Here is a 26,924-nt window from a genome sequence, read left to right on the forward strand (position 1 = left end):
ATCACCCGATTGAGTGATGGTGTACGGATCGGATCGTCTCCCTGCGCCCGGCGGGCACGCCCCCGCCGGTCACGGCGCCCTCAGCGCATCCGGCCCGCCCCACCGGCCCCGCCCGCCGCACAGCGAAAAGGTGCGGGCGCGGACGGTGTCACCGTCCGCGCCCGCACCCTTCACCACACGTCGTCGCGGGTCGTGCCCACGCTCAGCCGCGCAGCACCGCCCCGGTCCGCTCCTCGGCCGCGGCGACCGCCGCGTCACGGGCCGCCGAGGCCTCCTCGGCGGTCAGCGTCCGGTCCGCGGCACGGAACCGCAGCGCATACGCCAGCGACTTCTTGCCCGCACCGATCTGCTCACCGGTGAAGACGTCGAACAGCCGCAGCGACTCGAGCAGTTCACCCGCACCGCCGCGCAGCGCGCCCTCGACCTCCGCGGTCGGGACACCCGCGTCGACCACGAGGGCGACGTCCTGGGTCGCGACCGGGAAGGCCGAGATCTTCGGGGCGCGCAGCGGTCCGGTGCCGGCCTGTTCCAGACGGTCCAGGTCGATCTCCATCGCGCAGGTGCGCTCCGGCAGCGCCAGCGTCTTGATGACCCGCGGGTGCAGCTCACCGGCGTTGCCGACGAGGATCTCCTCGCCGTCGGCGACGGCGAGCAGCGCCGCGCACCGGCCCGGGTGGAACGGGGCGTGCTGGTCCTGGCGGACGATCAGCTCGACCCCCGCCTCCCGTGCGACGGTCCGGCCCGCCTCGATGGCGTCCGCCCAGATCGCGGGGCGGGCACCGCCCCACCAGCCGTCCTGCTCGCGGCCGCCGGCGAGCACCACGGCGGCGCGCCGCGGCTGCTGCGGGAGCGAGGCGTCGAGCGAGGCGATCTCGTCGTCGGTCGGCCGGCGGTCGACGACCAGCCGGCTGGCCGGCTGCTCGTCACCGGTCGCCCGGAAGACCGGTCCGGTCTCGAAGAGCGCCAGGTCGTGCGTGCCGCGGCCGTAGTTGCGGCGCAGCGCGTTCAGCAGGCCCGGGATCAGCGTCGTGCGGAGGTCGGGCTCCTCGTCGGAGAGCGGGTTGACGAGGGTGACGGCCGCGCGGCGCGGGTCGTCGGGCTCGATGCCGAGCTGGTCGAGGACGTGCGAGCCGGTGAACGGGTAGTTCAGGGCCTCGACGTAGCCCGCGCCGGCCAGCGCCCGGCCGACCCGGCGGTGCAGCCGCTGACGCTCGGTCAGCCCGCGGCCGGCCGGCGGCTTCGGGAGGGTCGAGGGCAGGTTCTCGTAGCCCTCCAGCCGGATGACCTCTTCGGCCAGGTCGTTGGGCTCGCCGAGGTCCGGCCGCCAGGACGGCACGGTCACGACCAGCTCGTCCTGTCCGTAGACGTCGCAGCCGACCTGCTGGAGGCGGCGGACGACGGTCTCCCGGCCGTAGGCGACACCGGCGACCTTGTCCGGGTGGTCGGCGGAGATGGTGATCGTGCGCGGCCCACGGGGCGTGACGACCTCGGTGACGCCGCCCTCGGCGGTGCCGCCCGCGAGCAGCACCAGCAGGTCGACGGTGCGCTGCGCCGCGGCGGACGCGGCCTCCGGGTCCACCCCGCGCTCGAAGCGCTTGGCGGCCTCCGAGGACAGCTTGTGGCGGCGGGCCGTACGGGCGATGGAGAGCGCGTCGAAGTGCGCGGCCTCGATCACGACGTCGGTGGTGCCGCGCTGCTCGCCGGTGTCGGGGTCGGTGACCCCGCCCGCGATCTCGGTGTTGGCGCCGCCCATGACACCCGCGAGGCCGATGGGGCCGCGGTTGTCGGTGATGACCAGGTCGGCGGCGTCCAGCACCCGCTTGGTGCCGTCCAGGGTGGTGAGCTTCTCCCCGGGGGTCGCCCGCCGGACGCCGATCGGACCGTCCACGCTGGTGCGGTCGTAGGCGTGCAGCGGCTGGCCGAGCTCCAGCATCACGTAGTTGGTGATGTCGACGGCCAGCGAGACCGGACGCATCCCGGCCTTCTGCAGCCGGCGCTGCATCCACAGCGGGGTGCGCGCGCCGGGCTCCAGGCCGGTGACCGTACGGGCGGTGAAGCGGTCGCAGCCCAGCGGGTCGGAGACCTGGACGGGGTAGCCGACGGAGTTCGGCGGCGGCACGTCGAGGAGCGCCGGGTCGCGCAGCGGCAGCCCGTAGGCGGTGGCGGCCTCACGGGCGACACCGCGCATCGACAGGCAGTAGCCGCGGTCCGGGGTGACGGCGATGTCCAGCACCTCGTCGACGAGCTCCAGCAGCTCGATGGCGTCGGTGCCGACCTCGTACTCGGGCGGCAGCACGATGATGCCGTGCGTACCGTCGTCGCCCATGCCCAGCTCGTCGCCGGAGCAGATCATGCCGTGCGACTTCTTGCCGTACGTCTTGCGCGCGGCGATCTTGAAGTCGCCGGGCAGCACGGCGCCGGGGAGGACGACCACGACCTTGTCGCCGACGGCGAAGTTCCGCGCGCCGCAGACGATTTCCTGGGGCTCGCCCGTGCCGTTGGCGTCGCCGACGTCGACCGTGCAGAAGCGGATCGGCTTCTTGAAGCCCTCCAGCTCCTCGATGGTCAGCACCTGGCCGACGACGAGCGGGCCCTTGAGGCCCTCGCCGAGGCGCTCGACGGTCTCGACCTCCAGGCCGACCGCGATGAGCTTTTCCTGTACGTCACGACCGGTTGCCGTGGCCGGCAGGTCGACGTACTCCCGCAGCCAAGAAAGCGGGACCCGCATCAGATCTCCATCCCGAACGGCCGGGTGAACCGGACGTCGCCTTCGAACATGTCACGCATGTCTTCCACGTTGTGCCGGAACATCAGCATCCGGTCGATGCCGAACCCGAAGGCGAAGCCGCTGTACTTCTCCGGGTCGACGCCACAGGCGATGAGGACCTTGGGGTTGACCATGCCGCAGCCGCCGAGCTCGATCCAGCCCTCGCTGGAGCAGGTGCGGCAGGGACGGTCGGGGTTGCCCACGGACTCGCCACGGCAGACGTAGCAGACCATGTCCATCTCGGCGGACGGCTCGGTGAACGGGAAGTAGTTCGGCCGCAGCCGGGTCTTCATGTCCGGGCCGAACAGCGCCCGGACCATGTGGTCGAGCGTGCCCTTGAGGTCCGCCATGGTCAGGCCCTCGTCGACGGCGAGCAGCTCGATCTGGTGGAAGACCGGGGAGTGGGTGGCGTCCAGCTCGTCGGTGCGGTAGACCCGCCCCGGGCAGACGACGTACACCGGCGGCTCGCGGTCCACGAGCGTACGGGCCTGGACCGGCGAGGTGTGGGTGCGCAGCACGACACCGGACTCATCGCCCTCGGTGCCTCCCCCAGACTCCGTCTGGGAGGTGCCCCCACCCTGGACGAAGAAGGTGTCCTGCATCTGGCGCGCCGGGTGGTCCGGCACGAAGTTCAGGGCGTCGAAGTTGAACCACTCCGCCTCGACCTCGGGGCCCTCGGCGACCTCGTAGCCCATCGCCACGAAGACGTCCGCGACCCGCTCCATGAACGTGGTCAGCGGATGCCGGGCGCCGGCCGGGGTGCGGTCGTAGGGCAGCGTGACGTCCACCGCCTCCTCGACCAGGACGCGCGCGTCGCGCTCCGCCTCCAGCTCCTCCTGGCGGACCTTGAGCGCCTGGTTCACGCGGCCGCGGGCCTGGCCGACGCGCTTGCCGGCGTCCGCCTTGGCGTGCGGGGGCAGGGCGCCGATCTCGCGGTTGGCGAGGGCGAGCGGCGAGCGGTCGCCGGTGTGCGCGACCTTCACCTCACGCAGCGCCTCCAGAGAGTCCGCGGCGGCGATGGCGGCCAGCGCCTCGTCCAGCCGTGCGGCGATCTCTTCCGGTTTCAGGGCTTCGACCTCGACAGGGTCGTACGACTTATTGGGTGCGGACATCTCTTCCCGTGCTTCCGGTGGACTGGCTTGGCTCGGCTCGCTTCGCCTCGGCTCTTCGATCACAAACGTCGGTGACAAACGTCGATCACGAACGTGGGATGCCGAGCCCGCGTGTGCCCGCGATGCCTGTGCGCCAAAGGTGCCAAAGGTCAAGTCTAAGGGGGACGGGCCACGCGGCAGGCCCGTGCCCCTGCGGGGGCGCCCGCCGCGTCCTGTCACGCCATGAAGGCGGGGGCCGCGACGGGCAGGCTAAATCGGAACTGGGCGCCGCCGGCCGGCGCCCGGCCGACCGTGATCGTCCCGCCGTGGGCCTCGACGATGCCCTTGACGATGTAGAGGCCCAGGCCGGTGCCGCCGCGCTTGCTGCCCCGCCAGAAGCGGGTGAACACGCGGCTCATCGACTCCTCCGGGATGCCGGGGCCCTCGTCGCTCACGGTGACGCTCGTCCCCTCCGTGCTGGTCGCGTCCGATACCGGTCCGACCTCGATGGTGACGGTTCCCTCGCCGTGGCGCACGGCATTTTCCAGCAGGTTGCCCAGCACCTGGTCCACCTTGTCCGGGTCCGCCCACAGATCGGGCAGGGGGTCCAGCATCCGGATCAGGAAGCGGTCCGGGCGCTGGCCGGCGGTGGTCTGCGCCTGGACGTGCCGGCGGACCGCGGCGCTCATGTCGACCCGCTGGCGGCGCACCTCCAGCCGCCCGGAGTCGATCCGGGAGATGTCCAGCAGCTCGGCGATCAGACGGGTGACGCGGTTGGCGTCGGCGTCCACCGTCTCCAGCATCAGCCGCTTCTGGTCATCGGTGAAGCGTTCCCACTTCTGGAGGAGGGTGGCGGTGAAGCCCTTGACGGAGGTCAGCGGTGAGCGCAGTTCGTGGGCGACGGTGGCGATCAGCTCGGCGTGGCTGAGCTCCGTACGGCGCCGGGCCTCGGTGCCGCGCAGCGCGATCACCAGCCGCTGGACCGGACCCGTCGGCCGGCCGCGGACATAGCGGGCCGAGACCAGCACCTCACGGCCGCCGAGCAGCAGGTTGCGCTCGGGCTGGCCGCGGCGGATGGCGAGCCCGCCGTAGGGGTCGGTGAGCCGCCACCAGCGGCGGCCCTCGATGTCCTGCAGCGGCAGCGCGTGCTCCAGGGGGCGGCCGAGCGCGTCGTGGGGGGCGATGTCGGTGATCCTGGCCGCGGCGGCGTTGAAGCAGATCACCCGGCCGGTCTCGTCGGCGACGACCAGGCCGTCGGGCAGGTCGTCGGGGTCCAGCCCGAGACCGGCGCCCAGGACGTCCGGGCCCGTGGCAGCGGCGGGCGACGGCCCGCGCACCGGTCCGTCGGACGGGCCGCCGCCCGCGGTGACTGCGGTGCCGGAAGTCCTCGCACTCATCCCCGTTACCCCCTTCCGGGCCCCCGAGCACGCAAGCCTACTAGCTCGGATCGGAAGTGCCGCGGAGTTCCGGAGTACGCCCCTCAGGCGGGTGACACCGCACGGCATCCGCCGGGGCTGCGCTGGGCCCGGGCGGAGGCGTAGAGGCAGACCGCGGCGGCGGTGGCGAGGTTGAGGCTCTCCGCCCTGCCGTGGATGGGCACCCGGACCACCGCGTCCGCCAGCGCCCGGGTCTCCTCCGGCAGCCCCCAGGCCTCGTTGCCGAAGACCCAGGCGGTGGGCCCGCCCATCGAGCCGGTGTCCAGTTCGGCGTCCAGGTCCCGGTCGCCCGCACCGTCGGCGGCGAGGATCCGTACGCCGGCGGCCTGCAGTCCGCTCACCACCCGCTCGACCGGTACGCCCACCGCGACCGGCAGGTGGAAGAGCGAACCCACCGAGGCCCGCACCGACTTGGGGTTGTACAGGTCCACGGAGGCGTCGGTCAGCACGACCGCGTCCGCGCCCGCGGCGTCCGCGCAGCGCAGCACCGTGCCGGCGTTGCCGGGGTCGCGGACGTTGGCGAGCACCGCGATCAGCTGCGGGCGGGCGGCGAGGATCTCCTCGAACGGCGAGTCCAGGAACCCGCAGACGCCGAGCAGGCCCTGCGGGGTGACCGTCTGGGAGATGTCGGCGACGGTCCGGTCGTCGGCGAAGTGGACCCGGACCCCGGCCGCGTGGGCCGCCTCGACGATCTCGGCGTGCCGCTCGGCGGCCTCGACGGTGGCGAACAGCTCGATGAGCGTGGGCACGCCGCCCGTGCGGTGCGCGATGGCCTCCCGTACGGCCTGCGGGCCCTCGGCGATGAACCGGCGCTCCTTGCCGCGGAAGGCACGGCGGGCCAGCCGCCTGGCGGCGGTGACACGCGGGGAACGCGGGGAGATCAGCTCGGGGGTGCCCATGGGCGGCGGCTCGCTTCTGTGGTTCGGTGCGTGGGGGCCGGTCCGTCGACGGGGACACGGCCGTTCCGGAAAAGCGGCGGACCCGCAGGCCGGGGCCTGCGGGTCCGCGTCACAACGTCGTCAGGCTGAAGTTCAGGCAGCCTTCGGGGCGTTGACGTCGCTCGGAAGCGCCTTCTGGGCGACCTCGACGAGCGCGGCGAACGCGTTGGCGTCCGTCACCGCGAGATCGGCCAGGATCTTGCGGTCCACCTCGATGTTGGCGGCCTTCAGACCCTGGATGAAGCGGTTGTAGGTCATGCCGTTGGCGCGGGCAGCGGCGTTGATGCGCTGGATCCACAGCTGACGGAAGTCGCCCTTGCGCTTCTTGCGGTCGTTGTAGTTGTAGACGAGGGAGTGGGTGACCTGCTCCTTCGCCTTGCGGTACAGGCGGGAGCGCTGACCGCGGTAGCCGCTGGCCTGCTCGAGGATCGCCCGGCGCTTCTTGTGGGCGTTGACTGCCCGCTTGACGCGTGCCACTTGTTAACTCCTTGTAGCGGGGCCGTGGTTGTCGTCACACGGCCCGGTTCGATTGAGTCCCGGTCCGAGTCGCGCGCCCCCTCTTGTCAGTGGGGCGCGGCGACTCACTTGCCGAGAAGCTTCTTGATCTTCGCGGCGTCGCCCGGGGCCATCTCGGCGTTGCCGGAAAGGCGACGCGTCACGCGGGACGACTTGTGCTCGAGCAGGTGGCGCTTGCCGGCGCGCTCACGCAGCACCTTGCCGGAGCCGGTGACCTTGAAGCGCTTGCTGGCACCGCTGTGCGTCTTGTTCTTCGGCATGCGCCGTTCTCTCCTCGTCAGTGGCGCTCCCGCAGGCAGAAACCGGCAAGCGGGAGCGTCAGATGTATCGGTTGGTGTCCGGGGCGAGGTGCCCCGGCGGCAGCCGGGGCTCACGCCTCGGGGATCACGCCTGGGCGTGCTCCTCGGTGGGCTCCTCGGCGGGCTCGTCCACGGACTGCTCCGCGGCGACTCCGCCCTGGCGCTCCGCCTTGCGGGCGGCCTGCGCCTCGCGGGCCTCGGCCATCGCCTCGGTCTTCTTCTTGTGCGGACCGAGGACCATGATCATGTTTCGGCCGTCCTGCTTCGGATTCGACTCGATGAAGCCGAGGTCCTCCACGTCGGACGCGAGCCGCTGCAGCAGCCGGAAGCCCAGCTCGGGGCGGGACTGCTCGCGACCACGGAACATGATCGTGATCTTGACCTTGTCACCCTGCTTGAGGAACCGGACGACGTGACCCTTTTTGGTGTCGTAGTCGTGCGGGTCGATCTTCGGCCGGAGCTTCATCTCCTTGATGACCGTGTGCGCCTGGTTCTTGCGCGCCTCACGGGCCTTCATGGCCGACTCGTACTTGAACTTCCCGTAGTCCATGAGCTTGCAGACGGGCGGGCGAGCGTTCGCCGCCACCTCGACCAGGTCGAGGTCGTACTCCTGAGCAAGCTCAAGGGCCTTGGCAAGCGGAACAATCCCGACCTGCTCGCCGCTGGGACCGACAAGTCGCACTTCGGGAACGCGAATCCGGTCGTTGATGCGGGGCTCGGCGCTGATGGATCCTCCTCGGTAGCACCACGCGACGGCCTGGCGGACTGCCGCGTAACGTCTTTTCGGTGTGACCAACCGCGCGGTACATGAAAAATGCCCCGGACGGGACACAGGCGGGGCTCCACATAGATCTGGAGCACCGTCGCGAAGTCTCCGCGGGGCGCAGCCGGACCGTTGACCCGCCAACCTGAGGTCGGCCGGGTGGGAGATCGGAGCCTCCACTTGTGGGCCGGTCACATGCGTGTCCGGCCGGTCGGAACACCAGAATACACGAGTCAAGGGGTGGCACCCACTCCTGTGCCGCCGCGGCCCGGCCCCGCTCCGGGATGACACTCCCGGACGCGGGTCCCGGGCCCGCTGCCCATAGGCTGGAGCCGAAGCCCTCAGCAGGAAGAAGCCCGAAGACATGAGCGACCAGACACCGCAGCAGCCCGACGTGCCGAACGCGGCGAACCCCGACTTCGACTCCATGACCCGTGACATCGCCGAGGTCCCGGCGGTCGAGGTGATCACCACGGTCGCGGTGCATCTGATGAGTTCGGCGGCGGTCAACCTCGGGCTCGCCGAGGAGGGCGCGGCGCACAAGGACCTCGACGAGGCGCGCAAGCTCATCCAGGCGCTGGCCGGGCTGGTCACCGCCAGTGCCACCGAGATCGGCTCGTACCACGCGGCGCCGCTGCGGGACGGTCTGAAGTCGCTGCAGCTGGCGTTCCGCGAGGCCTCGGTCGTACCGGACGAGCCGGGTCAGGGCCCCGGGGAGAAGTTCACCGGTCCGGTCTACGGCTGAGCCGCCGCGGAGATCCGCCGACACGACGAGCCCCGGCCCGGGAAGGGCCGGGGCTCGCGGCGTTCGGGGGTGCGGCGGGCGGGCGGGCCGGTCAGTCGGATTCCGTCGCGGGTTCGTGCGGCACCGCGTCGTCGGCGACGAGGACCGGCTCGTGCGGCGGATGGGTGACCTGGTGCACGATCGCGGCGAGGGCGCCGCCGATCAGGGGCGCGATGATGAACAGCCACAGCTGGGTGATGGCCGCGCCGCCCGCGAACAGCGCCGGGCCGATGGAGCGCGCCGGGTTCACGGAGGTGCCGTCCAGCGGGATGCCGATGAGGTGGACGGTGGCCAGGGCCAGGCCGATCGCCATGCCGTTGAAGCCGATCACGGCGACCTTGTGGGTGACCGACAGCCACACGTAGACCAGCAGGAACGTCATCAGTATCTCGATGACGAAGGCGCCGCCGAGGTTGATGTGCACCGCCGAGCGGTCGCCCCATCCGTTCGTGCCGAAGGCCCCGTGGGTCTGCAGCCCGGGGACCTGCCGGGCCACCAGGAAGAGCAGCGCCGAACCGGCGATGGCGCCCACCACCTGGGCGATCCAGTACTCGGCCGCGGTGCGCAGCGTGAGCCTGCGGGCCAGCAGCATGCCCAGCGTCACCGCGGGGTTGAGATGGCAGCCCGAGATCGGGCCGAGGGCGTAGGCAAGCGCCACCAGGGTGAAGCCGAAGGCCAGGGCGATGCCGAAGGTGCCGATGTATTCGCCCGCCAGCACTGCCGAGCCGACGGCGAAGAACACCAGGAGCAGCGTGCCGAGGAACTCGGATACGACCGGGCGGGTCAGTACCGTCGAGATCTCCGTTTTCTCCATGGGGGCTCTCCTCGCGTGGATCTTGAGCTCTCCTCGCATTGTGCGGCCCTGGAGACGAACCCGCCCGTCGGCGGCCGGCGCCCGGCCGTCGCACCCGGGCCCCGGCGGTGGAGCTCAGCGGCGGTAGAGCGGCTCCTGGGCCGTCGTGCCGCCGGGCGGGAGAAGGGCCAGGTCCAGGCCCCGCACGAGCCGGGCGCGCAGGACCTCGTCGGCGGCCAGGGCCCGGGCCAGCCGCTGGGCGACCTCGGCGGCCGGGGCGTCGGGGGCCAGGCCGAGGGCGAGGGTGCCGTCGGTCTCGCCGGACGGCGCGAGGCGGGCGACGAGCACACCGGGCTCGGCGTCGAGCAGGGCGCGCAGGGCATCGGTGACGGCCGGGTCGGCGAGCGGGTCGGCACTCGTACGGCCCTCGGCCAGCGCGCGCAGGGCCGGTCCGGTGAGCTGGTAGGTGACCGGGCCCGCCAGGTCGACGACGACGGTGTCGGCCAGCTCGTGGGACGCGGCGAGCAGCGCCTGCTGCAGCGGGACCGCGACGGGGCGGGCGTCGGCGCGCCAGCGCCGGAGGGTCTCCATGGAGGTGAAGGCGGGCAGGGCGCGGCGCCCGTCGGGGGCCTGGAGGGTGGGGACGGCCATGTCGCTGGTCTTCTCGCGGCGCAGCCCGTCGGGCCCGGTCTCGACCTCGCCGAGGACGGCCACCACGGGCACCAGCACGCGGGCGCCGGCCAGCGCCGACAGGAGCCGGGGCTCGGCGGCCCGGTCGGATGCGTACGCCGCCAGGGCCTGCGCGAGTGCGGGGTCGGCGGAGCCGTCGTCGTCGGAGAAACCGGGATCCGGGATGTTCTTCTGCACGACGTGAGCGTATCGGCCGGGGGTGGTGCCCCTGCCGTGCGGGCCGGTGGGACGCCCGCCCGGTGGGTGCGGACCGGTCAGTGGGACGCGCGGCGGCCGCGCCAGAGGACGACGGCGGCCGTGAGGAGGGCCAGGCCGGCGGCGCCGGCGGTCCAGGGCAGCCAGTTGACGGGGGCGTCCTCGGCATCGTCGGCGGTGGGGCCGGGGGCGAAGTAGCGGGTGGCGTAGCCGGCGGGGGCCGGCTTCTGCGGGGTGGGCTTGAGATCCGCCGCGGCGTCCAGGGCGGCGGCGGGGTCGATCAGGCCGGCGCCGTAGTCGTCGTCGCGGCCGCCCTCGGGCTTGTCCTGGGCGGTGGACGTCAGCAGCCGGCGGATCTGCTCCGGGCTCAGGCCGGGGTGGGCGGAGCGGATCAGGGCGACGGCGCCGGAGACGAACGCGGCGGCGGGGCTGGTGCCCCAGCCCGAGAGGTAGCCGTCGCCGGTGTCGGCCATGACGATGTCGAAGCCCGGCGCGCTGACCGTGGCGTACCAGTGCCGGGTGGAGAACCGGGCCCGGCCCCCCAGGTGGGTGACGGCCGTGGCCGCGATGACGCCCGGGTAGGCGGCCGGGTAGGAGACGTGATTGCCCTTCTGGCCGCCGTTGCCCGCGGAGGCGACGACGGGGATGCCCTTGCCGAGGGCGTACTGGATGGCGGCGTCCTCGCGTGGTTCGGGGTGCGCCGATTCGCTGTCGTCGCCCAGCGACATGTTGATCACGTCGGCGCCGTGGTCGGCGGCCCAGCGGATGCCGTCGGCGAGCGCACCCGCCTTCTCGGTGCGGGCCCGCTCGCGCTCGGAGTCGTCGTCTTCGAGGATCACCCGGACCGGCAGGATCTTGGCGGCCGGGGCCAGCCCGAGCACGCCGTTCTCGCGGCCCCGGCCATGGCCGTGTCCCGCGATGATGCTCGCCATTCCGGTGCCGTGCTGGGCCCAGGCGGAGTCGCCGGGCCCGGCGCCGAAGCCGACCAGGTCCTGCTCGGGCAGCACCTGGCCTTCGAGGTCGGGGTGGTTGGCGTCCACACCGGTGTCCAGGACGGCGACGGTGACGCCCTCGCCCTTGGTGGTGCGCCAGGCCTGCTGGGCGTGGACGGCCTGGAGGGCCCACTCCTGGGCGCGGAGGGCGTCGGCCTCGGCGGGGATTGCCGGGAGCACGGCGAGCACCGAGGAGGCCAGGGCGAGGGCGGCGCCGCGCCGCACGGTCTTCGTCATGACGAGGCCTCCTCGGTCCGCGCCGGGCTGCCGCCGGCCGCCTTGCGGAAGTCCGCCTCGATACGGTCCGCCAGGTCCTTCGCGTCGTGGCCCAGGCCGGATTCGGCCGGCGCGGTGGTGGTGCCGGGCCGTACCGCGGCCTCGGCGGGCTGCGGCTCGGTGAAGGTGCGGCCGTCGGCGAAACCGGAGACGGCGTAGACAACGGCCGGGAGGTCGGTGAGCACCCGGACGGTCCAACTGGCCCGCTGGGCACGCCCGAAGTCCGCGGCCGGGGTGCCCTTGGCCGCGTACGGCAGTGGCATCAGGTCCGTGCGGATCCCCAGGTTCTTGGTGCTGAAGCGGGCGTTGAGGGCCATCATCCCGGCCGGGTCGGCCTTGGTGGTCTGCGCGCCGACCGTGATGACGGCGCTGTGGGTGGCGTCGACGTAGGTGGCGCGCAGCAGCCGGACACAGCCTGCCGGGGCGAGCGCGGCGGCGAGCTTCGGGTCGTACGCGCCGGTGCAGCCGCTGTCGGGGGCGACGGCGATCCGGGTCCAGGTCCGGTCGGCGCCGCCGGGGCCGACGCCCAGGCCGTCGACGACGCGCGGGAAGAGCGTGTCGACGGGGGTGTCGTGCCACACGTCACGGCCCTTGGCGAAGACGGCCTCGGCCGTGGGGGCGGCACCGGAGGCGTCCTCGGTGAGCCAACTCCCGGCCGCCGCACCGCCGATGAGGCCGATGCCGAGGATCAGGCAGGCCGCGGCGGTGAGCACCCGGGCGCCGGGGCGGCGGCGGGCGGGGGCGGCCGGTGCGCCGGGGGCGGGCACCGCTCCGTGGGGAGGGAGCGGAGTACGGGGCCACGGTACGGGTGCCGGGCGCTCGGCGGGCGGCGCGGGCGGCACACTGCCGGGCGCCGTCGACGGGGTGGCCGAGGCGGGCTCGCGGGTGCGCGGGGTTCCGGGCCCGGTGCCGCGTTCACCGGGGCCGCTCCACAGATCCTGACTGTGGGCCAGGTGGAAGGCGGCGGTGTCGCGGAAGGCGGTGGGCGGCGCGGTGCCGGGGGCCGGCGGTCCGGCGGGGGCCGGCGAGCCGGGGGCGCGGTCCGGGCGGGGCGGCAGCGGCGCACCGGCGGCGGGGGGCTGCACGCGGGGCGGGGCGGTGGGGCGGGGAGGGGCGGAGTGGGCGCCGGGTCCGGCCGGGGCGGCGGGCGGGGACGGCGGCATCGGCGGCTCGGGCGGCATCCGGCGCAGCACGGCGGTCTGCGGATCCTCGGCCGGTCCCGGAGCGGCGGCCGCGGCGGGCCGCCGGGGTGGCTGCGGGGGTATGGGCGGGATGTGTCGCGTATCGGCGAATTCAGCGTCGGTGCTCACCCGCGCTCCCCCTTGCGCCGCTGACCTCCGGGCCCGATCTGCAATCGGGGCACGGTGGTTCGTATCCGGACAACACGCCGCTGACCTGCTGGTTGCGGTGTCGAACACTGTAAGGGCTGGCGCCGTCGGTGCTCCAACCCATGTCCGCTCTGTCGCAATCTCCCCTCTACCCAGTGGTAGGCCGGTCTGGCAGGCTGCGGCCATGTCCGTGCACACAGTCGATACGTATGGCGACAAAGCCCGTTACGACCGGGCCACCGCCGCTCTCGACGCGCCGCTGGCCGTCGTCGACCTGCAGGCCTTCGACGCCAACGCCGCCGATCTGGTGCGCCGCGCGCAGGGCAAGCCGGTGCGGGTGGCGAGCAAGTCGGTGCGCTGCCGGGCGCTGCTGGAGCGGGTGCTGGCCCGGGACGGCTTCGCGGGGGTCATGAGTTTCACGCTCGCCGAGTCGCTGTGGCTGGCGCGTTCGGGCTTCACGGACGTCCTGCTGGCCTATCCGTCGGTGGACCGGGCGGGCTTCGCCGAGCTGACCGGTGACCCGAAGCTCGCGGCCGCGGTGACGGTGATGGTCGACGACCCGGCCCAGCTGGACCTGATCGACGCGGCCCGGCCGGCCGGCGGGCCGGGCGAGGAGGTGCGGGTGTGTCTGGAACTCGACACCTCCTACCGGCTGCTGGGCGGGCAGGTGCGGGTCGGTGCCCGCCGCTCGCCGCTGCGGGCGCCCGCCCAACTGGCCGCGCTGGCCCGGACGGTGGTGCGCCGCCCCGGTTTCCGGCTGGTGGGGCTGATGGCGTACGAGGGGCATGTGGCCGGGGTGGGCGACGAGGTCGCCGGCAAGCCGGTGTTCTCGCGGGCGATCCGGATGATGCAGGCGGCGGCCCGCAAGGAGCTGGCGCAGCGGCGCTGGGAGGCCGTACGGACGGTGCGGGCGGTGGCGCCGCGTCTGGAGTTCGTCAACGGCGGCGGGACCGGCAGTGTGCAGCACACCGCGGCGGAGGCGGCGGTCACCGAGATCGCGGCCGGGTCGGGGCTGTACGTCCCGCGGCTGTTCGACAACTTCCGTTCGTTCAGCGGGCGTCCGGCGGCGCTGTTCGCCCAGCCGGTGGTGCGCCGCCCGGGGCCCGGCGTGGTCACGGTGCTGGGCGGCGGCTATCCGGCGTCGGGGGTGGCGGGTGCGGACCGGCTGCCGGTGCCGTATCTGCCGGCCGGGCTGCGCTACGACCCGCAGGAGGGGCCGGGCGAGGTGCAGACGCCGTTGCTGGGCCCGGCCGCCGACGGGCTGCGGATCGGCGACAAGGTGTGGTTCCGGCATGCGAAGGCCGGTGAGCTGTGCGAGCGGTTCACCGCGCTGCGGCTGATCGACGGGGACCGGGTGGTGGACACGGTGCCGACGTACCGCGGGGAGGGCCACGCCTTTCTCTGACCGGCGCGGCCCTCCCCCGTGAGCGGTGCGCTCAGTACACCGTGTCCTTCTGGTCCGGGATCACCGAGCCGTCGGGGCGGTGGACCGGGCCGAGGGTGCCGTCCGGCCGGGTGTAGCCCGTGGTCGCGCACGGGTACGCGTCGGCCTGGCGCTTCTTCGGCTCGATGAACATCGGGTTGACGAGCCAGCGGTGGTCGCCGTTGTCGTACGCCCGGCACATCAGCTCGGCCTTGTTGCGGTTGATGGCCAGGTGCCCGGAGGTCGCGTCACCGACGAACGTCACATCGGTCTCGGCGTCGCCCGCCGCGAAGGCCGGGCGGTGCGCCGGGTCCTGCTGCTGCCAGGCCTTGGCGCCCTTGACGTGGTAGATCTCCTGGTTGATCCAGCAGCGCTTGCCGTCCATGTACGTCAGGACCTCGCCGTGGGTGTCCTTGACGTCGCCGCAGCCCTGCACGCCGGTGGTGAGCCGGCCGTGGCTGACGAGGTTGCGGATGCCGATGGTGTGCTCGCGGTCGATGCCCACACCGGGCGCCCAGGCCCGGACCAGCGGCTCCGCCGAGGCGGAGACGATGTAGACGTCGAAGTTGGCCTTCTTCAGGGTGCGGATGAGGTCGCGCTGCTGGGCGTAGTAGCGGACGTACCCCTCCATCGTGTGCGTGCCGACCTTCTGCTCCGTGCCGACCGGCGCGGCGAGGTTCTCGGCGCGGGCGGCGCGGGCGAACCCGGTCAGCTGTGCGGGGCTGTGGCCGGCGAACAGCTGGGTGATCCAGACGTACTCGGGGACGGTGCGGCGGTGGTTCCACTCGCCGGTGAACGCCTTCTTGCCGGTGGAGGTCCTGGCGTCCTGGTAGACGTCGAGGATCTCGTCGGTGCAGCCGGTGTCGGTCGACGTCGGCAGCGGACGGCCGGCGGGCACGGAGGTGCCGCAGGCCTCGGTGAGGGCGCGGGCGGCGTCCTCGGTCAGCCACTTGTTGGTGGCCTTCCAACTCGCGGGGCGCAGCACCTTGTCGTGCCGCAGCATCCAGGCCAGCGTGGCGTCGGAGATGTCGTTCTTGACGACGGTGTTGTCCCAGTCGAAGGCCGCGACCGGCCGCGCGCCGTCGGCGTCGGCGCAGCTGCCCCGCTCGTCGATTATCTTCTGCAGCTTGGCACGGTTGTCGCCGTACCAGCCCTTGGAGACATGGAGGGTGGGGCAGTGACGCGGGGCCGGGCCCGCCGAGGCCGTCTGGGCGACCGCGACACCGCCGCCCATGACCGCGAGGGCAGCACCCGCTGCAAGCCAGCGACGCTTGGTGAGCATGGAACGCACTCCTGTCGAACGAGGAACCGAAGGCGGACGCTAGCGTACGGCGGCCGGACGTCGTACGACGTCCGGCCGCCATCGCGCTGACGCGGAGGTGAACAGCGAGCGTTTACACCGGGGTGACGTAGGCGCCCGCGATGCCGCCGTCGACCAGGAATTCGGCGGCGTTGACGAACGAGGAGTCGTCGCTGGCGAGGAAGGCGACCGCGGAGGCGATCTCCTCGGGCTCGGCGAACCGGCCGACGGGGACGTGCACCAGGCGGCGCGCGGCGCGCTCCGGGTCCTTGGCGAACAGCTCCTGCAGGAGCGGGGTGTTGACCGGTCCGGGGCACAGGGCGTTGACCCGGATGCCCTCGCGGGCGAACTGCACGCCCAGTTCGCGGGACATGGACAGCACGCCGCCCTTGGAGGCGGTGTAGCTGATCTGGGAGGTGGCGGCGCCCATCACGGCCACGAAGGACGCGGTGTTGATGATGGAGCCGCGGCCCTGCTCGCGCATGTAGGGCAGCGCGTGCTTGCAGCAGAGGTAGACCGAGGTGAGGTTGACCTCCTGGACGCGCTTCCAGGCGTCCAGGCCGGTGGTGAGGATCGAGTCGTCGTCGTCCGGGGAGATCCCGGCGTTGTTGAAGGCGATGTCGACCGAACCGTAGGTGTCGAAGGCGGTCTTGTAGAGCGCCTCGACCTGGTCGGAGTCGGTCACATCGACCTGGACGAAGAGGCCGCCGACCTCGGCTGCGGCGGCCTTGCCCGCCGCCTCGTCGATGTCGGCGCAGACGACGTTGGCGCCTTCGGAGGCCAGCCGGCGGGCGGTGGCCAGGCCGATGCCGCTGCCGGCCCCGGTGATCACGGCGGTACGGCCGACGAGGCGGCGGCACACTGCGGTCTGGTCGGTCACTTGGTCTCCTCGGTGCTGATGAAGATGTTCTTGGTCTCGGTGAAGGCGGACAGGGCGTCCGGGCCCAGCTCCCGGCCGAGGCCGGACTGCTTGAACCCGCCGAAGGGGGTCCAATAGCGCACGGCACTGTGGGAGTTGACGGAGAGGTTGCCGGCCGCGACGCCGCGCGAGACCCGCAGAGCGCGGCCGACGTCACGGGTCCACAGCGAGCCGGCCAGGCCGTAGTCGCCGGCGTTGGCGAGCCGGACGGCATCGGCCTCGTCGTCGAAGGGCAGGACGACGGCGACCGGGCCGAAGATCTCCTCGACGGCCGTACGGTCGTCGGGGCGCCCCTCCAGGACGGTGGCCGGGTACCAGAAGCCCTTCCCGGCGGGTGCCTCGCCGCGGATGGCGGCCGGGGCGTCCTCGGCGACGAAGGACCGGACCCGCTCGCGCTGGGCGGCGGAGATCAGCGGGCCCATCTGGGTGGCGGGGTCCGCCGGGTCGCCGACCGTGAACGCCTTGACGGCGGGCTCCAGCAGCTCCATGAAGCGGTCGTAGACGGAGCGCTGGACGAGGATGCGGCTGCGGGCGCAGCAGTCCTGGCCGGTGTTGTCGAGGAAGGAGCCGGGGGCGGCGGCCGCGGCGGCCTCGACATCCGCGTCGGCGAAGACGATGTTGGGGCTCTTGCCGCCGAGTTCGAGGGTGAGCCGCTTGGTCTGCGTGGCGCAGCGGGCGGCGATCTGCCGGCCGGTGGTGGTGGAGCCGGTGAAGACGACCTTGGCGACGCCGGGGTGCTCGACCAGCGCGGTGCCGGTGACCGGTCCCTCGCCGGGCAGGACCTGGAAGAGGCCCTCGGGCAGGCCGGCTTCCAGGGCGAGTTCGGCGAGCCGCAGCGCGGTGAGCGGGGTGGTCTCGGCGGGCTTGAGGAGCACCGCGTTGCCGGCCGCGAGCGCGGGGGCGGTGCCCCAGGCGGCGATCGGCATCGGGAAGTTCCAGGGGGCGATGACGGCGACGACGCCGAGCGGCTCCTGGACGGTGATGTTGAGTCCGCCGGCGACCGGGATCTGGGTGCCGGTCAGCCGCTCCACTCCCCCGGCCGCGTAGTGCAGCAGGTCGCGGACGTTGCCCGCTTCCCACCGGGCGTTGCCCAGCGGGTGGCCGGCCTCCTGGAGTTCGAGCGCGGCGAGCGGCTCGATGTGGGCGTCGACGACCTCGGCGAAGCGGCGCAGGAGGCGGGCCCGGTCGCCGGGTGCCACCGCGGCCCAGGCCTGCTGGGCGGCGGCTGCCCGGCGGACCGCGGCATCGACCTCTTCGGGGGAGGTGGTGGGGACGGTGGCCACCACCTCCTCGGTGGCCGGGTTGAGAATCTTCAGCTCGTGCAACACGTGCGGTCCTTACATGCGCTCGAAGGAGCGGAAGCGCTCCCAGTCCGTGACGGCCGCGTCGTAGGCGTCCTGCTCGACGCGGGCCATGTGGCGGTAGTGGTCGACGACCTCGTCGCCGAAGGCCTCGCGGGCGATCGGGCTCCGCTCCCACAGCTCGGCGGCCTCGCGCAGGGTCGTGGGGACGTGGGCGGCGTCGCCGTCGTAGGCGTTGCCGGTGGTCGCCTCGGGCAGTTCCAGCTCGTGCTCTATGCCGTACAGACCGGCCGCGACCATGCCGGCGACCGCGAGGTAGGGGTTCACATCGCCGCCGGGCAGACGGTTCTCCAGGCGGTGGGCGCGGCCGTGGCCGACCACCCGCAGGGCGCAGGTGCGGTTGTCGGGGCCCCAGGCGACGGCGGTGGGCGCGAAGGAGCCGGGGCGGAAGCGCTTGTAGGAGTTGATGTTGGGCGCGTAGAAGAGCGTGAAGTCACGCATCGCGGCGACCTGGCCCGCCAGGAAGTGCTGCATGGTCTTCGACATGCCGTACGGGCCGTTGTCGTCGGCCAGCACCGGCCGCCCGTCCTCGTCCTGCAGCGAGAGGTGGATATGACAGGAGTTGCCCTCGCGCTCGTCGTACTTCGCCATGAAGGTGAGCGACATGCCCTCCTGCGCGGCGATCTCCTTGGCACCGGTCTTGTAGATGCTGTGCTGGTCGCAGGTGGTGAGCGCCTCGTCGTAGACGAACACGATCTCGTGCTGGCCGAGGTTGCACTCGCCCTTGGCGGACTCGACGGTCATGCCGGCCGCGCCCATCTCGTTGCGGATGCGGCGCAGGACGGGCTCGACGCGGCCGGTGCCGAGGACGGAGTAGTCGCCGTTCCACTGGTTCGCGGGGTTCATCTCGCGGTAGCCGCGGGACCAGGCGTCCTCGTAGGAGTCCTTGAAGAGCATGAACTCCAGCTCGGTGCCGGCGTACGCGCTCCAGCCGCGCTCGGCGAGGCGGTCGAGCTGGCGGCGCAGGATCTGCCGGGGCGAGGCGGCGACCGGGGAGCGGTCGTGCCAGGCGAGGTCGGCGGTGATCAGGGCGGTGCCGGCGTTCCAGGGGGTGCGGCGCAGCGTGCCGGGGTCGCCGTGCATGGCGAAGTCGCCGTAGCCGCGCTCCCACGAGGACATCGCGTAGCCCTCGACGGTGTTGAGGTCGACGTCGACGGCGAGGAGGTAGTTGCAGCCCTCCGTGCCGTGGTCGAGGACGGTGTCGAGGAAATATCGGGCCGCGAACCGCTTGCCCTGGAGCCGGCCTTGCATATCGGTGAAGGCGAGGACGACAGTGTCGATCTCCCCGGCATCGACGAGGACTCTGAGCTCCTCGACGGAGAGTGGGGGCGTGCGGTCTGCCACGGTGTTGCCTCCTGTCACTGCATCCGGAGGTCATAAGGTAGGCACACGAACCATTGATTGGGAAGGGGTATCGATGGACGGTGCGGCTGACCGGCTGGCACCCGTGCTGCGACCGGTGCGGGCGGGCAACGGTTTCGAGGAGGCCCTGGAGCAGATACTCCAGGTCGTCCGGCTCGGTCTGGTACCCCAGGGCGAACGGCTGCCCGCCGAGCGGGAATTGGCCGAGCGGCTGCAGATCAGCCGGGTCACCCTGCGCGAGGTGCTCAAGGTGCTGCAGGACGAGGGCCTGGTGGAGAGCCGGCGCGGGCGCTACGGCGGCACGTTCGTCCGGACGCGCCCGGAGAACCCGGGCGGGGCGGAGCTGCGCCGCCGGATCGAGAAGATCGACGTCGAGGACACCCTGCGCTTCCGTGAGGTGCTGGAGGTGGGCGCGGCCGGGCTGTGCGCGGCCCACGGGCTCACCGACGAGCAGAGCGGCAGGCTGCGGGCGGCGCTCGCGGCGACCCAGGACGCACCGCTCGCCGACTACCGCCGCCGCGACACCCTGCTGCACCTGACCCTCGCGGAGCTGTCCGGGTCGCCGTCGCTGGCCGCGCAGTACGCAGCGGTGCGGGCGGGCGTGAACGATCTCCTGGACTGCATCCCGCTCCTCGTCCGGAATCTGGAGCATTCGCAGACCCAGCACACGGCGCTGGTGGAGGCGGTGCTGGAGGGCGACGCGGACGGGGCGCGCGAGGTCATGCGCGAGCACTGCTGCGGGACCGCGGCACTGCTGCGCGGCTTCCTGACGGCGCCGTCACCCTGAGCGCCCGCCCGGGGACGGTGCGCGCGCGTTCACCATTCTTTTACCTCCAGGTCTTGCGCTGAGCCGACCCGCCAGCAAAGGTATGCGGCTAAACCTTTGCTCGTTATCCCCCCTCGGCGAGGCAGGAGCGGCTCATGGCCGACAAGACGGAATCGCAGACCGCACCGCCCATCGGGCCGGCGGGCGGCGCATCGCCCGACGAGACCTATCTGGAGCGGCGGACGCTGCGCCGCGGCAGCGCGGGACCACTGCTGCTGACCGGCCTGGGCGTCGCCTACGTCGTCTCCGGCGACTTCTCGGGATGGAACAACGGTCTGGCGCAGGGCGGCTTCGGCGGCCTGGCGATCGCCGCCGTCCTGATGGGCCTGATGTACACCTGTCTGGTCTTCGCGCTGGCGGAGCTGGCCTCGATCCTGCCGACCGCCGGCGGCGGCTACGGCTTCGCCCGCCGGGCCCTGGGCACCTGGGGCGGCTTCCTGACCGGCACCGCGATCCTGATCGAATACGTACTGGCACCCGCCGCGATCTCCATTTTCATCGGTGACTACGTCGAATCGCTCGGCCTGTTCGGCCTGCACTCCAGCTGGCCGGTCTATCTCGCCTGCTTCGCGATCTTCATCGGGATCCATCTGTGGGGCGTGGGCGAGGCCCTGCGCTTCAGCCTGATCGTCACCGCCATAGCGGTCGCCGCGATCGTCGTCTTCGCGATCGCCGCGCTGACCGACTTCCATGTGGACACCCTCAACGACATCCCGGTCAAGGCCGGCGCCTTCGGCGCCAACTCCTGGCTGCCGTTCGGCATTCTGGGGATCTGGGCGGCCTTCCCGTTCGGCATGTGGTTCTTCCTCGGCGTCGAGGGCGTACCGCTGGCCGCCGAGGAGACCAAGGACCCGGCGCGGTCGCTGCCCAAGGCGATGGCCGCGGCGATGGGCATCCTGCTGGTGCTGGCGCTGATCACCTTCGTCGCCGCCACCGGGGCGCGCGGCTCGGCGGCGATCCAGTCGGTGGGCGACCCGCTGGTCCAGGCCCTGCAGCCGCACGGCAAGCCGACCACCGTCGGCCGCATCGTCAACTACGCGGGCCTCGCGGGCCTGGTGGCGTCCTTCTTCTCCCTCATCTTCGCCGGTTCACGCCAGCTCTTCGCGCTCTCCCGGGCCGGCTACCTGCCCCGTTTCCTCTCCCTGACCAGCCGCCGCAAGGCCCCCTACCTGGGGCTGCTGGTGCCCGGGGCGCTGGGCTTCGCGCTCGCCGCGGCCACCGGCGACGGCGCCCGGATGCTCAATGTCGCGGTCTTCGGCGCCACCATCTCGTACGCGCTGATGGCGCTCTCGCACATCGTGCTGCGCCGCCGCGAGCCCGGGCTGCCCCGCCCCTACCGCACCCCCGGCGGCATGCTGACCTCGTCCGTCGCCTTCGTCCTGGCCTGCTCGGCGCTGGTGGCGACGTTCCTGGTCGACAAGGAGGCCGCCTTCATCGCCCTCGGCGTCTACGTCGTGGCGCTCGCCTACTTCGCCTTCTACTCCCGCCACCGGCTGGTGGCCGCGGCGCCCGAGGAGGAGTTCGCGGCGCTGGCGGCGGCCGAGGCGGAGCTCGCACGCGACTGACCGGCACACTCGGGACGCGGCGACGGCCGGCCGGGGCATCCCGGCCGGCTCCGTCCGTCCCCGCACCGCCCGCACCCACCCACGGAGGACCCCACCCCATGTCCCAGCCCCTCATCGGCATCAGCACGTACCAGGAAGAGGCCCGGTGGGGGGTGTGGAACCTGCCCGCCGCGCTGGTACCCGCCGGATATCCGAAGCTGGTGCAGCGCTCGGGCGGGCTGGCCGCGCTGCTGCCGCCGGGCGATCCGGCGACGGCCGCCGCGGCCGTCGCCCGTCTGGACGGGCTGGTGATCGCCGGCGGCGCGGACGTCCAGCCGGCGCGCTACGGCGCGGAGCCGCACCCCAGGACCGGCCCGCCCGCGCTGGACCGGGACGCCTGGGAACTGGCCCTGATCGAGGCGGCCTTGGCGGGCGGCGTACCGCTGCTGGGCATCTGCCGCGGGCTCCAGCTGCTGAACGTGGTGCTGGGCGGCACCCTCGTCCAGCATCTCGACGGGCATGCCGGGGCCCCCGGAGTCTTCGACCGGCACGACATCAAGCCGGTCCCCGGCACGCTGCTGGGCCGGACGCTGCCCGAGCCGGTCGCCGTGCCGACCTACCACCACCAGGCCGTGGACCGGATCGGCCGCGGGCTGGTGCCGTCCGCCTACGCGGAGGACGGCACCATCGAGGCGCTGGAACTCCCCGGCGCGTACGGCTTCACCCTGGCGGTGCAGTGGCACCCGGAGGCCGGGGAGGACACCCGGGTGATGGACGCCCTGGTGGCGGCGGCGCGCGAGGCGGCCGCCGCCAAGTGACCGGGCCCGAGCGTGGCGCCGCCGGTCCGCGGCGGCACGGTCAGGACGCCCCGCGGGTGAGCCCCAGCAGCTCGCGGGCAGGGCCCGCGGGCCGCTGACCGGCGGGCCACACGGCCCGCAGTTCGCGGGCGAGCCGCAGCTCGCGCACCGGAATCTCGACCAGCCGCCGCGCGGTCAGCTCCTCGCCGACGGCCAGCTCGCTGAGGACGGAGGGCGCCGCCTCGCTCACCACGGCCGCCTTCACCGCGGTGGTCGAGGCGAGTTCGAGCAGCGGTGCGGCCAGCCCGCCGTGCCGGGCCAGCGCCGCGTCCAGCACCTGGCGGGTCCCCGATCCCCGCTCGCGCAGGATCAACGGGGCGGCCGCGAGTTCGGCGGCGGTCAGCTCCCTACGGCGCCGGGCCCAGGGGTGGGAGGGGGCGGCGACCACCACCAGCCGGTCGTGCCCGATGACCGTCCCGTCCAGCCCCATGGGCACCGCCAGCCCCTCCACGAACCCGAGGTCCGCCTCGCCCCCCAGCAGCCGCTCGGCCACCACACTGGAATTGCCCGCGAGCAGCGAGACGGCGGTCCCGGGCCGCCGCGCGCGCAGAGCGATCAGCCACCCCGGCAGCAGGTACTCGGCGATGGTCATGCTGGCCGCCACCCGCAGCCGGGAATCCCGCTGTCCGCGCAGCGCCTGCGCGCCCGCGTCGAAGGCCTCGGCAGCCTCCACCACCCGGCGCGCCCAGTCCGTCACCAGGGCGCCGGCGTCCGTCAAACGGGAACCGCGCGGCGAGCGTTCGACCAGCGCCACCCCCAACTGGCGCTCCATCGAGCGGATCCGGCTGCTGGCGGCGGGCTGGGAGATGCCCCGCGCCCGCGCGGCCCGCCCCAGGCTGCCGAGCCGGGCGACGGCGAGCAGCAGCTCCAGCGCGCCGAGGTCCGGGACCCGGTGCGACAGCGACACGGCGGCCTGCTCGGCCTCACCACCCATAAGTCCCCCTGCACATAACCCCAGCTTATGCCCTCATAGACACAAGGTCCCTGGTGGCGGCCCTCCGGGACCGCGAGGCTGTTCTCATGGCAACCCTCGCGCACGCACCCTCCCGCAGCACCCCCGCCACCGGGCCCGACCCCAGCCCCGGCGCGCCCGATACCGCGGCCTCGGTCCGGTATCTGGGGCCGAACTGGTACGCCGCCGTCATGGGCACCGCGATCGTCGCCAACGCGGGCGCGGTCCTGCCGCTCACCGCCCCCGGCCTGCGCGTCGCCTACCAGGTGGTCTGGGCGCTGTCGGCACTGATGCTGCTGACGCTGCTGGCCGCGCGCACCGTGCACTGGGTCCGCCACCGCGACCAGGCGCGCCGCCATCTGCTCGACCCGGCCGTCGCGCCCTTCTACGGATGCCTGGCGATGGCCCTGCTGGCGGTGGGCGGCGGCACGCTCGCCGTGGGCCGGGAGGTCATCGGCGAACCGGCCGCGCTGGCCGCCGACGCCGCTTTGTGGACCGTGGGCACCGTCGTCGGCCTCACGTGCGCCGCGGCCGTCCCCTACCTGATGGTGACCCGGCACCGCATCGAGGCCGGCAGCGCCTCTCCCGTCTGGCTCCTGCCGCTGGTCGCGCCCATGGTCTCGGCGGCGCTGGGCCCGGCCCTGGTGCCGCATCTGCCGGCCGGCCAGTGTCAGGCGGCCCTGCTGTTCGCCTGCTACGCCCTGTTCGGGATGTCGCTGCTGGCCACGCTGCTCGTCCTGCCGCTCGTCCTGTCCCGGCTGATCCACCACGGCCCGCTCCCCCTCGCGCTCACCCCCACGCTGTTCCTCGTCCTGGGCCCGCTGGGGCAGTCCACCACCGCGCTGGCCAACCTCGCCCATGCCGCACCGGGCGTCGTGGACGCCTCCACCGCCCACGCCATGGCCGCCTTCGCGGTGCTCTACGGCGTACCGGTGACGGGCTTCGCCCTCCTCTGGCTGGCGATCGCGGCCGCCATGGTGGTGCGCGCCTTCCGCAACGGCATGGGATTCACGATGACCTGGTGGGGCTTCACCTTCCCGCTCGGCACCTGCGTCACGGGCGCGGCGGGCCTGGCCCTGCGCACCGGCCTCGGCGCCTTCGACGGGCTCGCGGTGGGCCTGTTCACGCTCCTGGTGACCGCCGTGGCGGTGGCCGGCACCCGCACCGCCGTCGGCCTGGCCCGCGGACGGCTGCTGGCGCCGCCCCGGCCGGTCACGACCTGACGGCCGTACGCCGCTCCCTCACCGGGCCGCGGCCAGCGCCTCGGCGAGCACGCCCGGAGCGCCTGCCAGGGACGGCCCGTACCAGGTCAGATACCGGCCGCTGACCAGCGCCGCGGGCAGGCCGGGGAACGCCTCGGGGCCGTCCTCGGAGCTGAAGCGGTACGGCTCGTCGGGCAGCACCACCAGGTCGGCGCCGGCGGCCCGGAGCGCGTCGAGCGGGATGCGGGGGTAGCGGTCGGCGTGGTCCGCGTAGAGATTGCGGACGCCCAGGCGCGCCAGGAGATCACCGGCGAAGGTGTCGCTCCCCAGGACCATCCAGGGCCGGCGCCAGACCGGCACCACGGCCGTCCGCTCCGCCGCCCGGACCGGCAGCTCACGCCAGGCGGCCTCCGCCTCGTCCAGCCACGCGGGCCGGGACAGCCCGCACCCCTCCACGAGGACCCGCGCCAGCTCCCGGAACGCCTGCGGCAGCGTCCGCACTTCGGTGACCAGCACCTCGATCCCGGCGGCCCGCAACGCGGCGAGGTCCGGCTCCCGGTTCTCCTCCTCGTTGGCGATCACGAGGTCGGGGGCGAGCGCGGCGATCCGCTCGGTGTCCGGGTTCTTGGTGCCGCCGATGCGGTGGACATCGAGCCCGGCCGGCTCGCTGCACCAGTCGGTGGCCCCCACCAGCAGGCCGGGAGCGGTGCGGGCGACCGCCTCGGTCAGCGAGGGAACGAGCGAGACCACGCGGCGCGGCGGAGTACGGTGCGTCATGCTGCCACTCAACTCCACTACGGCGCCGGGCGCCTGACGGACCGTGCGGGTGCCCGGAAACCATGGGCGGCGGAACGTGCGCCGGGCCGCCGTTCACGCGGGTCGCGCGGAGGAAGGTTTCACCTCCCCGCGGGATGAGGAAAGGGCGGATACCGAACCAAATGGGCCGCCCATACCTCCTCGGGGTGGGCGGCCCGCCGCGTGTGTGTGACGTGTGAGCTGCGGTGCGGCGTGTGGTGCCCCGGAGAAGGGAGCGCCGATCCGGTGCTGTTCCCGCACGGGACGAACCGGACCGAGGGCGACCCCGACCTAAGGGGTCCAGATGAGTACCAGCGTTCATCACCGTCGCAGGAGCTGCTGCAGACGTCTCTCCTCTCCGGCCAGGTGGCGTCGGCGGCCATGGCGGGGGAGGTGAGCGGGCCGGCGGCGATGCACGTCTTCCTGGCGACCACGAGCATCCCCGTCGGCACCAACCCGGTCGGGCTGGCGTCATCCCCAACGGTGACCTCTACGTCACCAACTCCGGCTCGAACAACGTACAGACCATCGACACCGCCACGGACACCGTCATCGGCGCCGCGATCCCCACCGGCACCACGCCGGTCTGGCTGACCGTCGCCCCCAACGGCAACGCCTCCGTCGCCAACATCAACTCCAGCAACGTCACGGTGATCAACACCGTCTCCGACACCGTCGTCGGCGCCCCCATCCCCGTCGGCACCAACCCCTGGGGCATCACCGCCGGCGCAGACGGCCACGTCTACACCGCCAACCGCGGCTCCAACGGCGTCACCGTGATCGACTCCGTCACCAACACGTCATCGGCGCCCCGATCCCCGTCGGCAGCCAGCCCATCGCCCTGGTCGTCGCCCCCAACAACAAGGTCTACGCCACCAACATCGCCGGAGCCAACGTCACCGTCATCCAGTTCGACCCGACAATCACCAGCATCACCCCCAACAGCGGGCCCATCGCGGGCGGCACGCCGGTGACGATCACCGGCACCAACCTGACCGGCGCGAGCGTCACCATCGGCGGCAACCCCGCCACCGGCGTGATGGTCAACGCCACCGGCACCCAGCTCACCGCCATCACCCCGCCCGGCGCGGCCGGCCCCGCCGACGTCACCGTCACCACCCCCGGCGGCAGCGCCACCCTGGTCGGCGGTTTCACCTACGTGCTCCCCGTCCACGCCACCTCGCTGACCGCGACCCCGGCACTGACGAAACTCTTCCCCCCGCACGTGTACTTCCCGTTCCTGACGGCCACCCTGACCGACCAGGTCACCGGCCTCCCCGTGCCCAACCAGCCGATCCTCTTCAAAGCCGGCAGCAACGTCCTGGGCATCGCCAACACCGACGCCCAAGGCGTCGCCCGGGTCAACGAAACCCTCACCCTCACCCTCCTCAACCACGGCTACGAAGCCAGCTTCGCCGGCGCCGTCACCCCCACGGCCGTCCTGTCCCCGTCCAGCGACCAGGCAGGAGTCGTCGAACCCTGACCCGACCTCCGGCCACCGGCCACCGGCCACCG

24 protein-coding genes are annotated in these 26,924 nt (G+C 73.0%); 7 read left to right on the plus strand and 17 right to left on the minus strand.

What is annotated here, in order from left to right; translation table 11 throughout:
* Positions 1–202 precede the first annotated feature (202 nt).
* The 7 genes from pheT to infC all read right to left on the minus strand — a co-directional run bounded on the left by pheT (position 203) and on the right by infC (position 7,843).
* The gene (gene pheT / locus Scani_RS24495; RefSeq protein WP_159479909.1) at positions 203–2,728 is read right to left on the minus strand and encodes a phenylalanine--tRNA ligase subunit beta; all 2,526 of its coding nucleotides are present in this window, start codon (positions 2,726–2,728) and stop codon (positions 203–205) included.
* Positions 2,728–3,879 (minus strand): phenylalanine--tRNA ligase subunit alpha, encoded by a 1,152-nt coding sequence (gene pheS, locus Scani_RS24500; RefSeq protein ID WP_159479911.1) that lies wholly within the window; start codon positions 3,877–3,879, stop codon positions 2,728–2,730. Before pheS ends, pheT begins: the two co-directional genes overlap by 1 nt.
* 215 nt (positions 3,880–4,094) lie before the next feature.
* Positions 4,095–5,255 carry a sensor histidine kinase gene (locus tag Scani_RS24505; RefSeq protein WP_159479913.1) on the minus strand — a complete coding sequence of 387 codons (1,161 nt, stop codon included), beginning with the start codon at positions 5,253–5,255 and terminating at the stop codon, positions 4,095–4,097.
* Between the two features lie 83 nt (positions 5,256–5,338).
* Positions 5,339–6,193, minus strand: a complete 855-nt coding sequence (locus tag Scani_RS24510; RefSeq protein WP_159479915.1) for a TrmH family RNA methyltransferase — start codon at positions 6,191–6,193, stop codon at positions 5,339–5,341.
* Positions 6,194–6,325: 132 nt separating this feature from the next.
* Positions 6,326–6,709 (minus strand): 50S ribosomal protein L20, encoded by a 384-nt coding sequence (rplT, locus tag Scani_RS24515; protein WP_006607577.1) that lies wholly within the window; start codon positions 6,707–6,709, stop codon positions 6,326–6,328.
* Between the two features lie 104 nt (positions 6,710–6,813).
* Positions 6,814–7,008, minus strand: a complete 195-nt coding sequence (gene rpmI / locus Scani_RS24520) for a 50S ribosomal protein L35 (RefSeq protein ID WP_085925914.1) — start codon at positions 7,006–7,008, stop codon at positions 6,814–6,816.
* 124 nt (positions 7,009–7,132) lie between these two features.
* Positions 7,133–7,843, minus strand: a complete 711-nt coding sequence (infC, locus tag Scani_RS24525; RefSeq protein WP_159479917.1) for a translation initiation factor IF-3 — start codon at positions 7,841–7,843, stop codon at positions 7,133–7,135.
* Positions 7,844–8,174: 331 nt separating this feature from the next.
* On the opposite strand from infC, the gene Scani_RS24530 reads away from it, so the two are divergent.
* Positions 8,175–8,555, plus strand: coding sequence for a DUF1844 domain-containing protein (locus Scani_RS24530; protein WP_159479919.1), 381 nt, complete (start codon positions 8,175–8,177; stop codon positions 8,553–8,555).
* Between the two features lie 91 nt (positions 8,556–8,646).
* Here the strand turns inward: Scani_RS24530 and Scani_RS24535 are convergent, their stop codons facing one another.
* The 4 genes from Scani_RS24535 to Scani_RS41190 form a co-directional block, all read right to left on the minus strand.
* Positions 8,647–9,408 carry an aquaporin gene (locus Scani_RS24535; protein ID WP_159479921.1) on the minus strand — a complete coding sequence of 254 codons (762 nt, stop codon included), beginning with the start codon at positions 9,406–9,408 and terminating at the stop codon, positions 8,647–8,649.
* Positions 9,409–9,522: 114 nt separating this feature from the next.
* Entirely contained in the window at positions 9,523–10,254 is a 732-nt protein-coding gene (locus Scani_RS24540) for an SseB family protein (protein WP_159479923.1), read from the minus strand.
* 77 nt (positions 10,255–10,331) lie between these two features.
* Positions 10,332–11,501, minus strand: coding sequence for a type VII secretion-associated serine protease mycosin (gene mycP / locus Scani_RS24545; protein WP_159479925.1), 1,170 nt, complete (start codon positions 11,499–11,501; stop codon positions 10,332–10,334).
* Positions 11,498–12,850 carry a hypothetical protein gene (locus tag Scani_RS41190; protein WP_246296135.1) on the minus strand — a complete coding sequence of 451 codons (1,353 nt, stop codon included), beginning with the start codon at positions 12,848–12,850 and terminating at the stop codon, positions 11,498–11,500. Before Scani_RS41190 ends, mycP begins: the two co-directional genes overlap by 4 nt.
* 202 nt (positions 12,851–13,052) lie before the next feature.
* On the opposite strand from Scani_RS41190, the gene Scani_RS24555 reads away from it, so the two are divergent.
* A complete protein-coding gene (locus Scani_RS24555) occupies positions 13,053–14,273 on the plus strand; it encodes an amino acid deaminase/aldolase (RefSeq protein WP_159479927.1) in 1,221 nt (406 codons plus the stop codon).
* 31 nt (positions 14,274–14,304) lie between these two features.
* Here Scani_RS24555 and Scani_RS24560 read toward each other — a convergent pair whose 3' ends face one another.
* The 4 genes from Scani_RS24560 to Scani_RS24575 form a co-directional block, all read right to left on the minus strand.
* Positions 14,305–15,573, minus strand: coding sequence for an HAD family hydrolase (locus tag Scani_RS24560; protein WP_159479928.1), 1,269 nt, complete (start codon positions 15,571–15,573; stop codon positions 14,305–14,307).
* Between the two features lie 112 nt (positions 15,574–15,685).
* Positions 15,686–16,471, minus strand: a complete 786-nt coding sequence (locus tag Scani_RS24565) for a 3-oxoacyl-ACP reductase (RefSeq protein ID WP_159479930.1) — start codon at positions 16,469–16,471, stop codon at positions 15,686–15,688.
* Entirely contained in the window at positions 16,468–17,838 is a 1,371-nt protein-coding gene (locus Scani_RS24570) for an aldehyde dehydrogenase family protein (RefSeq protein ID WP_159479932.1), read from the minus strand. The genes Scani_RS24565 and Scani_RS24570 overlap by 4 nt, the downstream gene beginning before the upstream one ends.
* A 9-nt stretch (positions 17,839–17,847) precedes the next feature.
* A complete protein-coding gene (locus tag Scani_RS24575) occupies positions 17,848–19,215 on the minus strand; it encodes a glutamine synthetase family protein (RefSeq protein WP_159479933.1) in 1,368 nt (455 codons plus the stop codon).
* Between the two features lie 73 nt (positions 19,216–19,288).
* Between Scani_RS24575 and Scani_RS24580 the strand changes: the two genes are divergently transcribed.
* The 3 genes from Scani_RS24580 to Scani_RS24590 all read left to right on the plus strand — a co-directional run bounded on the left by Scani_RS24580 (position 19,289) and on the right by Scani_RS24590 (position 22,421).
* On the plus strand, positions 19,289–20,020 hold the full coding sequence (locus Scani_RS24580) for a FadR/GntR family transcriptional regulator (RefSeq protein WP_159479935.1): 732 nt from the start codon (positions 19,289–19,291) through the stop codon (positions 20,018–20,020).
* Between the two features lie 134 nt (positions 20,021–20,154).
* Complete coding sequence (eat, locus tag Scani_RS24585) at positions 20,155–21,624, plus strand: ethanolamine permease (protein WP_159479937.1); 1,470 nt, start codon at positions 20,155–20,157, stop codon at positions 21,622–21,624.
* Positions 21,625–21,722: 98 nt separating this feature from the next.
* Positions 21,723–22,421 carry a gamma-glutamyl-gamma-aminobutyrate hydrolase family protein gene (locus tag Scani_RS24590; protein WP_159479939.1) on the plus strand — a complete coding sequence of 233 codons (699 nt, stop codon included), beginning with the start codon at positions 21,723–21,725 and terminating at the stop codon, positions 22,419–22,421.
* Positions 22,422–22,461: 40 nt separating this feature from the next.
* Here the strand turns inward: Scani_RS24590 and Scani_RS24595 are convergent, their stop codons facing one another.
* On the minus strand, positions 22,462–23,394 hold the full coding sequence (locus tag Scani_RS24595; protein ID WP_159479941.1) for a LysR family transcriptional regulator: 933 nt from the start codon (positions 23,392–23,394) through the stop codon (positions 22,462–22,464).
* Positions 23,395–23,480: 86 nt separating this feature from the next.
* Between Scani_RS24595 and Scani_RS24600 the strand changes: the two genes are divergently transcribed.
* The gene (locus Scani_RS24600; protein ID WP_159479943.1) at positions 23,481–24,635 is read left to right on the plus strand and encodes a TDT family transporter; all 1,155 of its coding nucleotides are present in this window, start codon (positions 23,481–23,483) and stop codon (positions 24,633–24,635) included.
* Between the two features lie 18 nt (positions 24,636–24,653).
* On the opposite strand, the gene Scani_RS24605 is transcribed toward Scani_RS24600, so the two are convergent.
* A complete protein-coding gene (locus Scani_RS24605) occupies positions 24,654–25,391 on the minus strand; it encodes a helical backbone metal receptor (protein WP_159479945.1) in 738 nt (245 codons plus the stop codon).
* Positions 25,392–26,379: 988 nt separating this feature from the next.
* On the opposite strand from Scani_RS24605, the gene Scani_RS41200 reads away from it, so the two are divergent.
* Positions 26,380–26,892, plus strand: a complete 513-nt coding sequence (locus tag Scani_RS41200; protein ID WP_246296137.1) for an IPT/TIG domain-containing protein — start codon at positions 26,380–26,382, stop codon at positions 26,890–26,892.
* Positions 26,893–26,924 lie beyond the last annotated feature (32 nt).

Source organism: Streptomyces caniferus (assembly GCF_009811555.1).
Lineage (GTDB): Bacteria > Actinomycetota > Actinomycetes > Streptomycetales > Streptomycetaceae > Streptomyces > Streptomyces caniferus.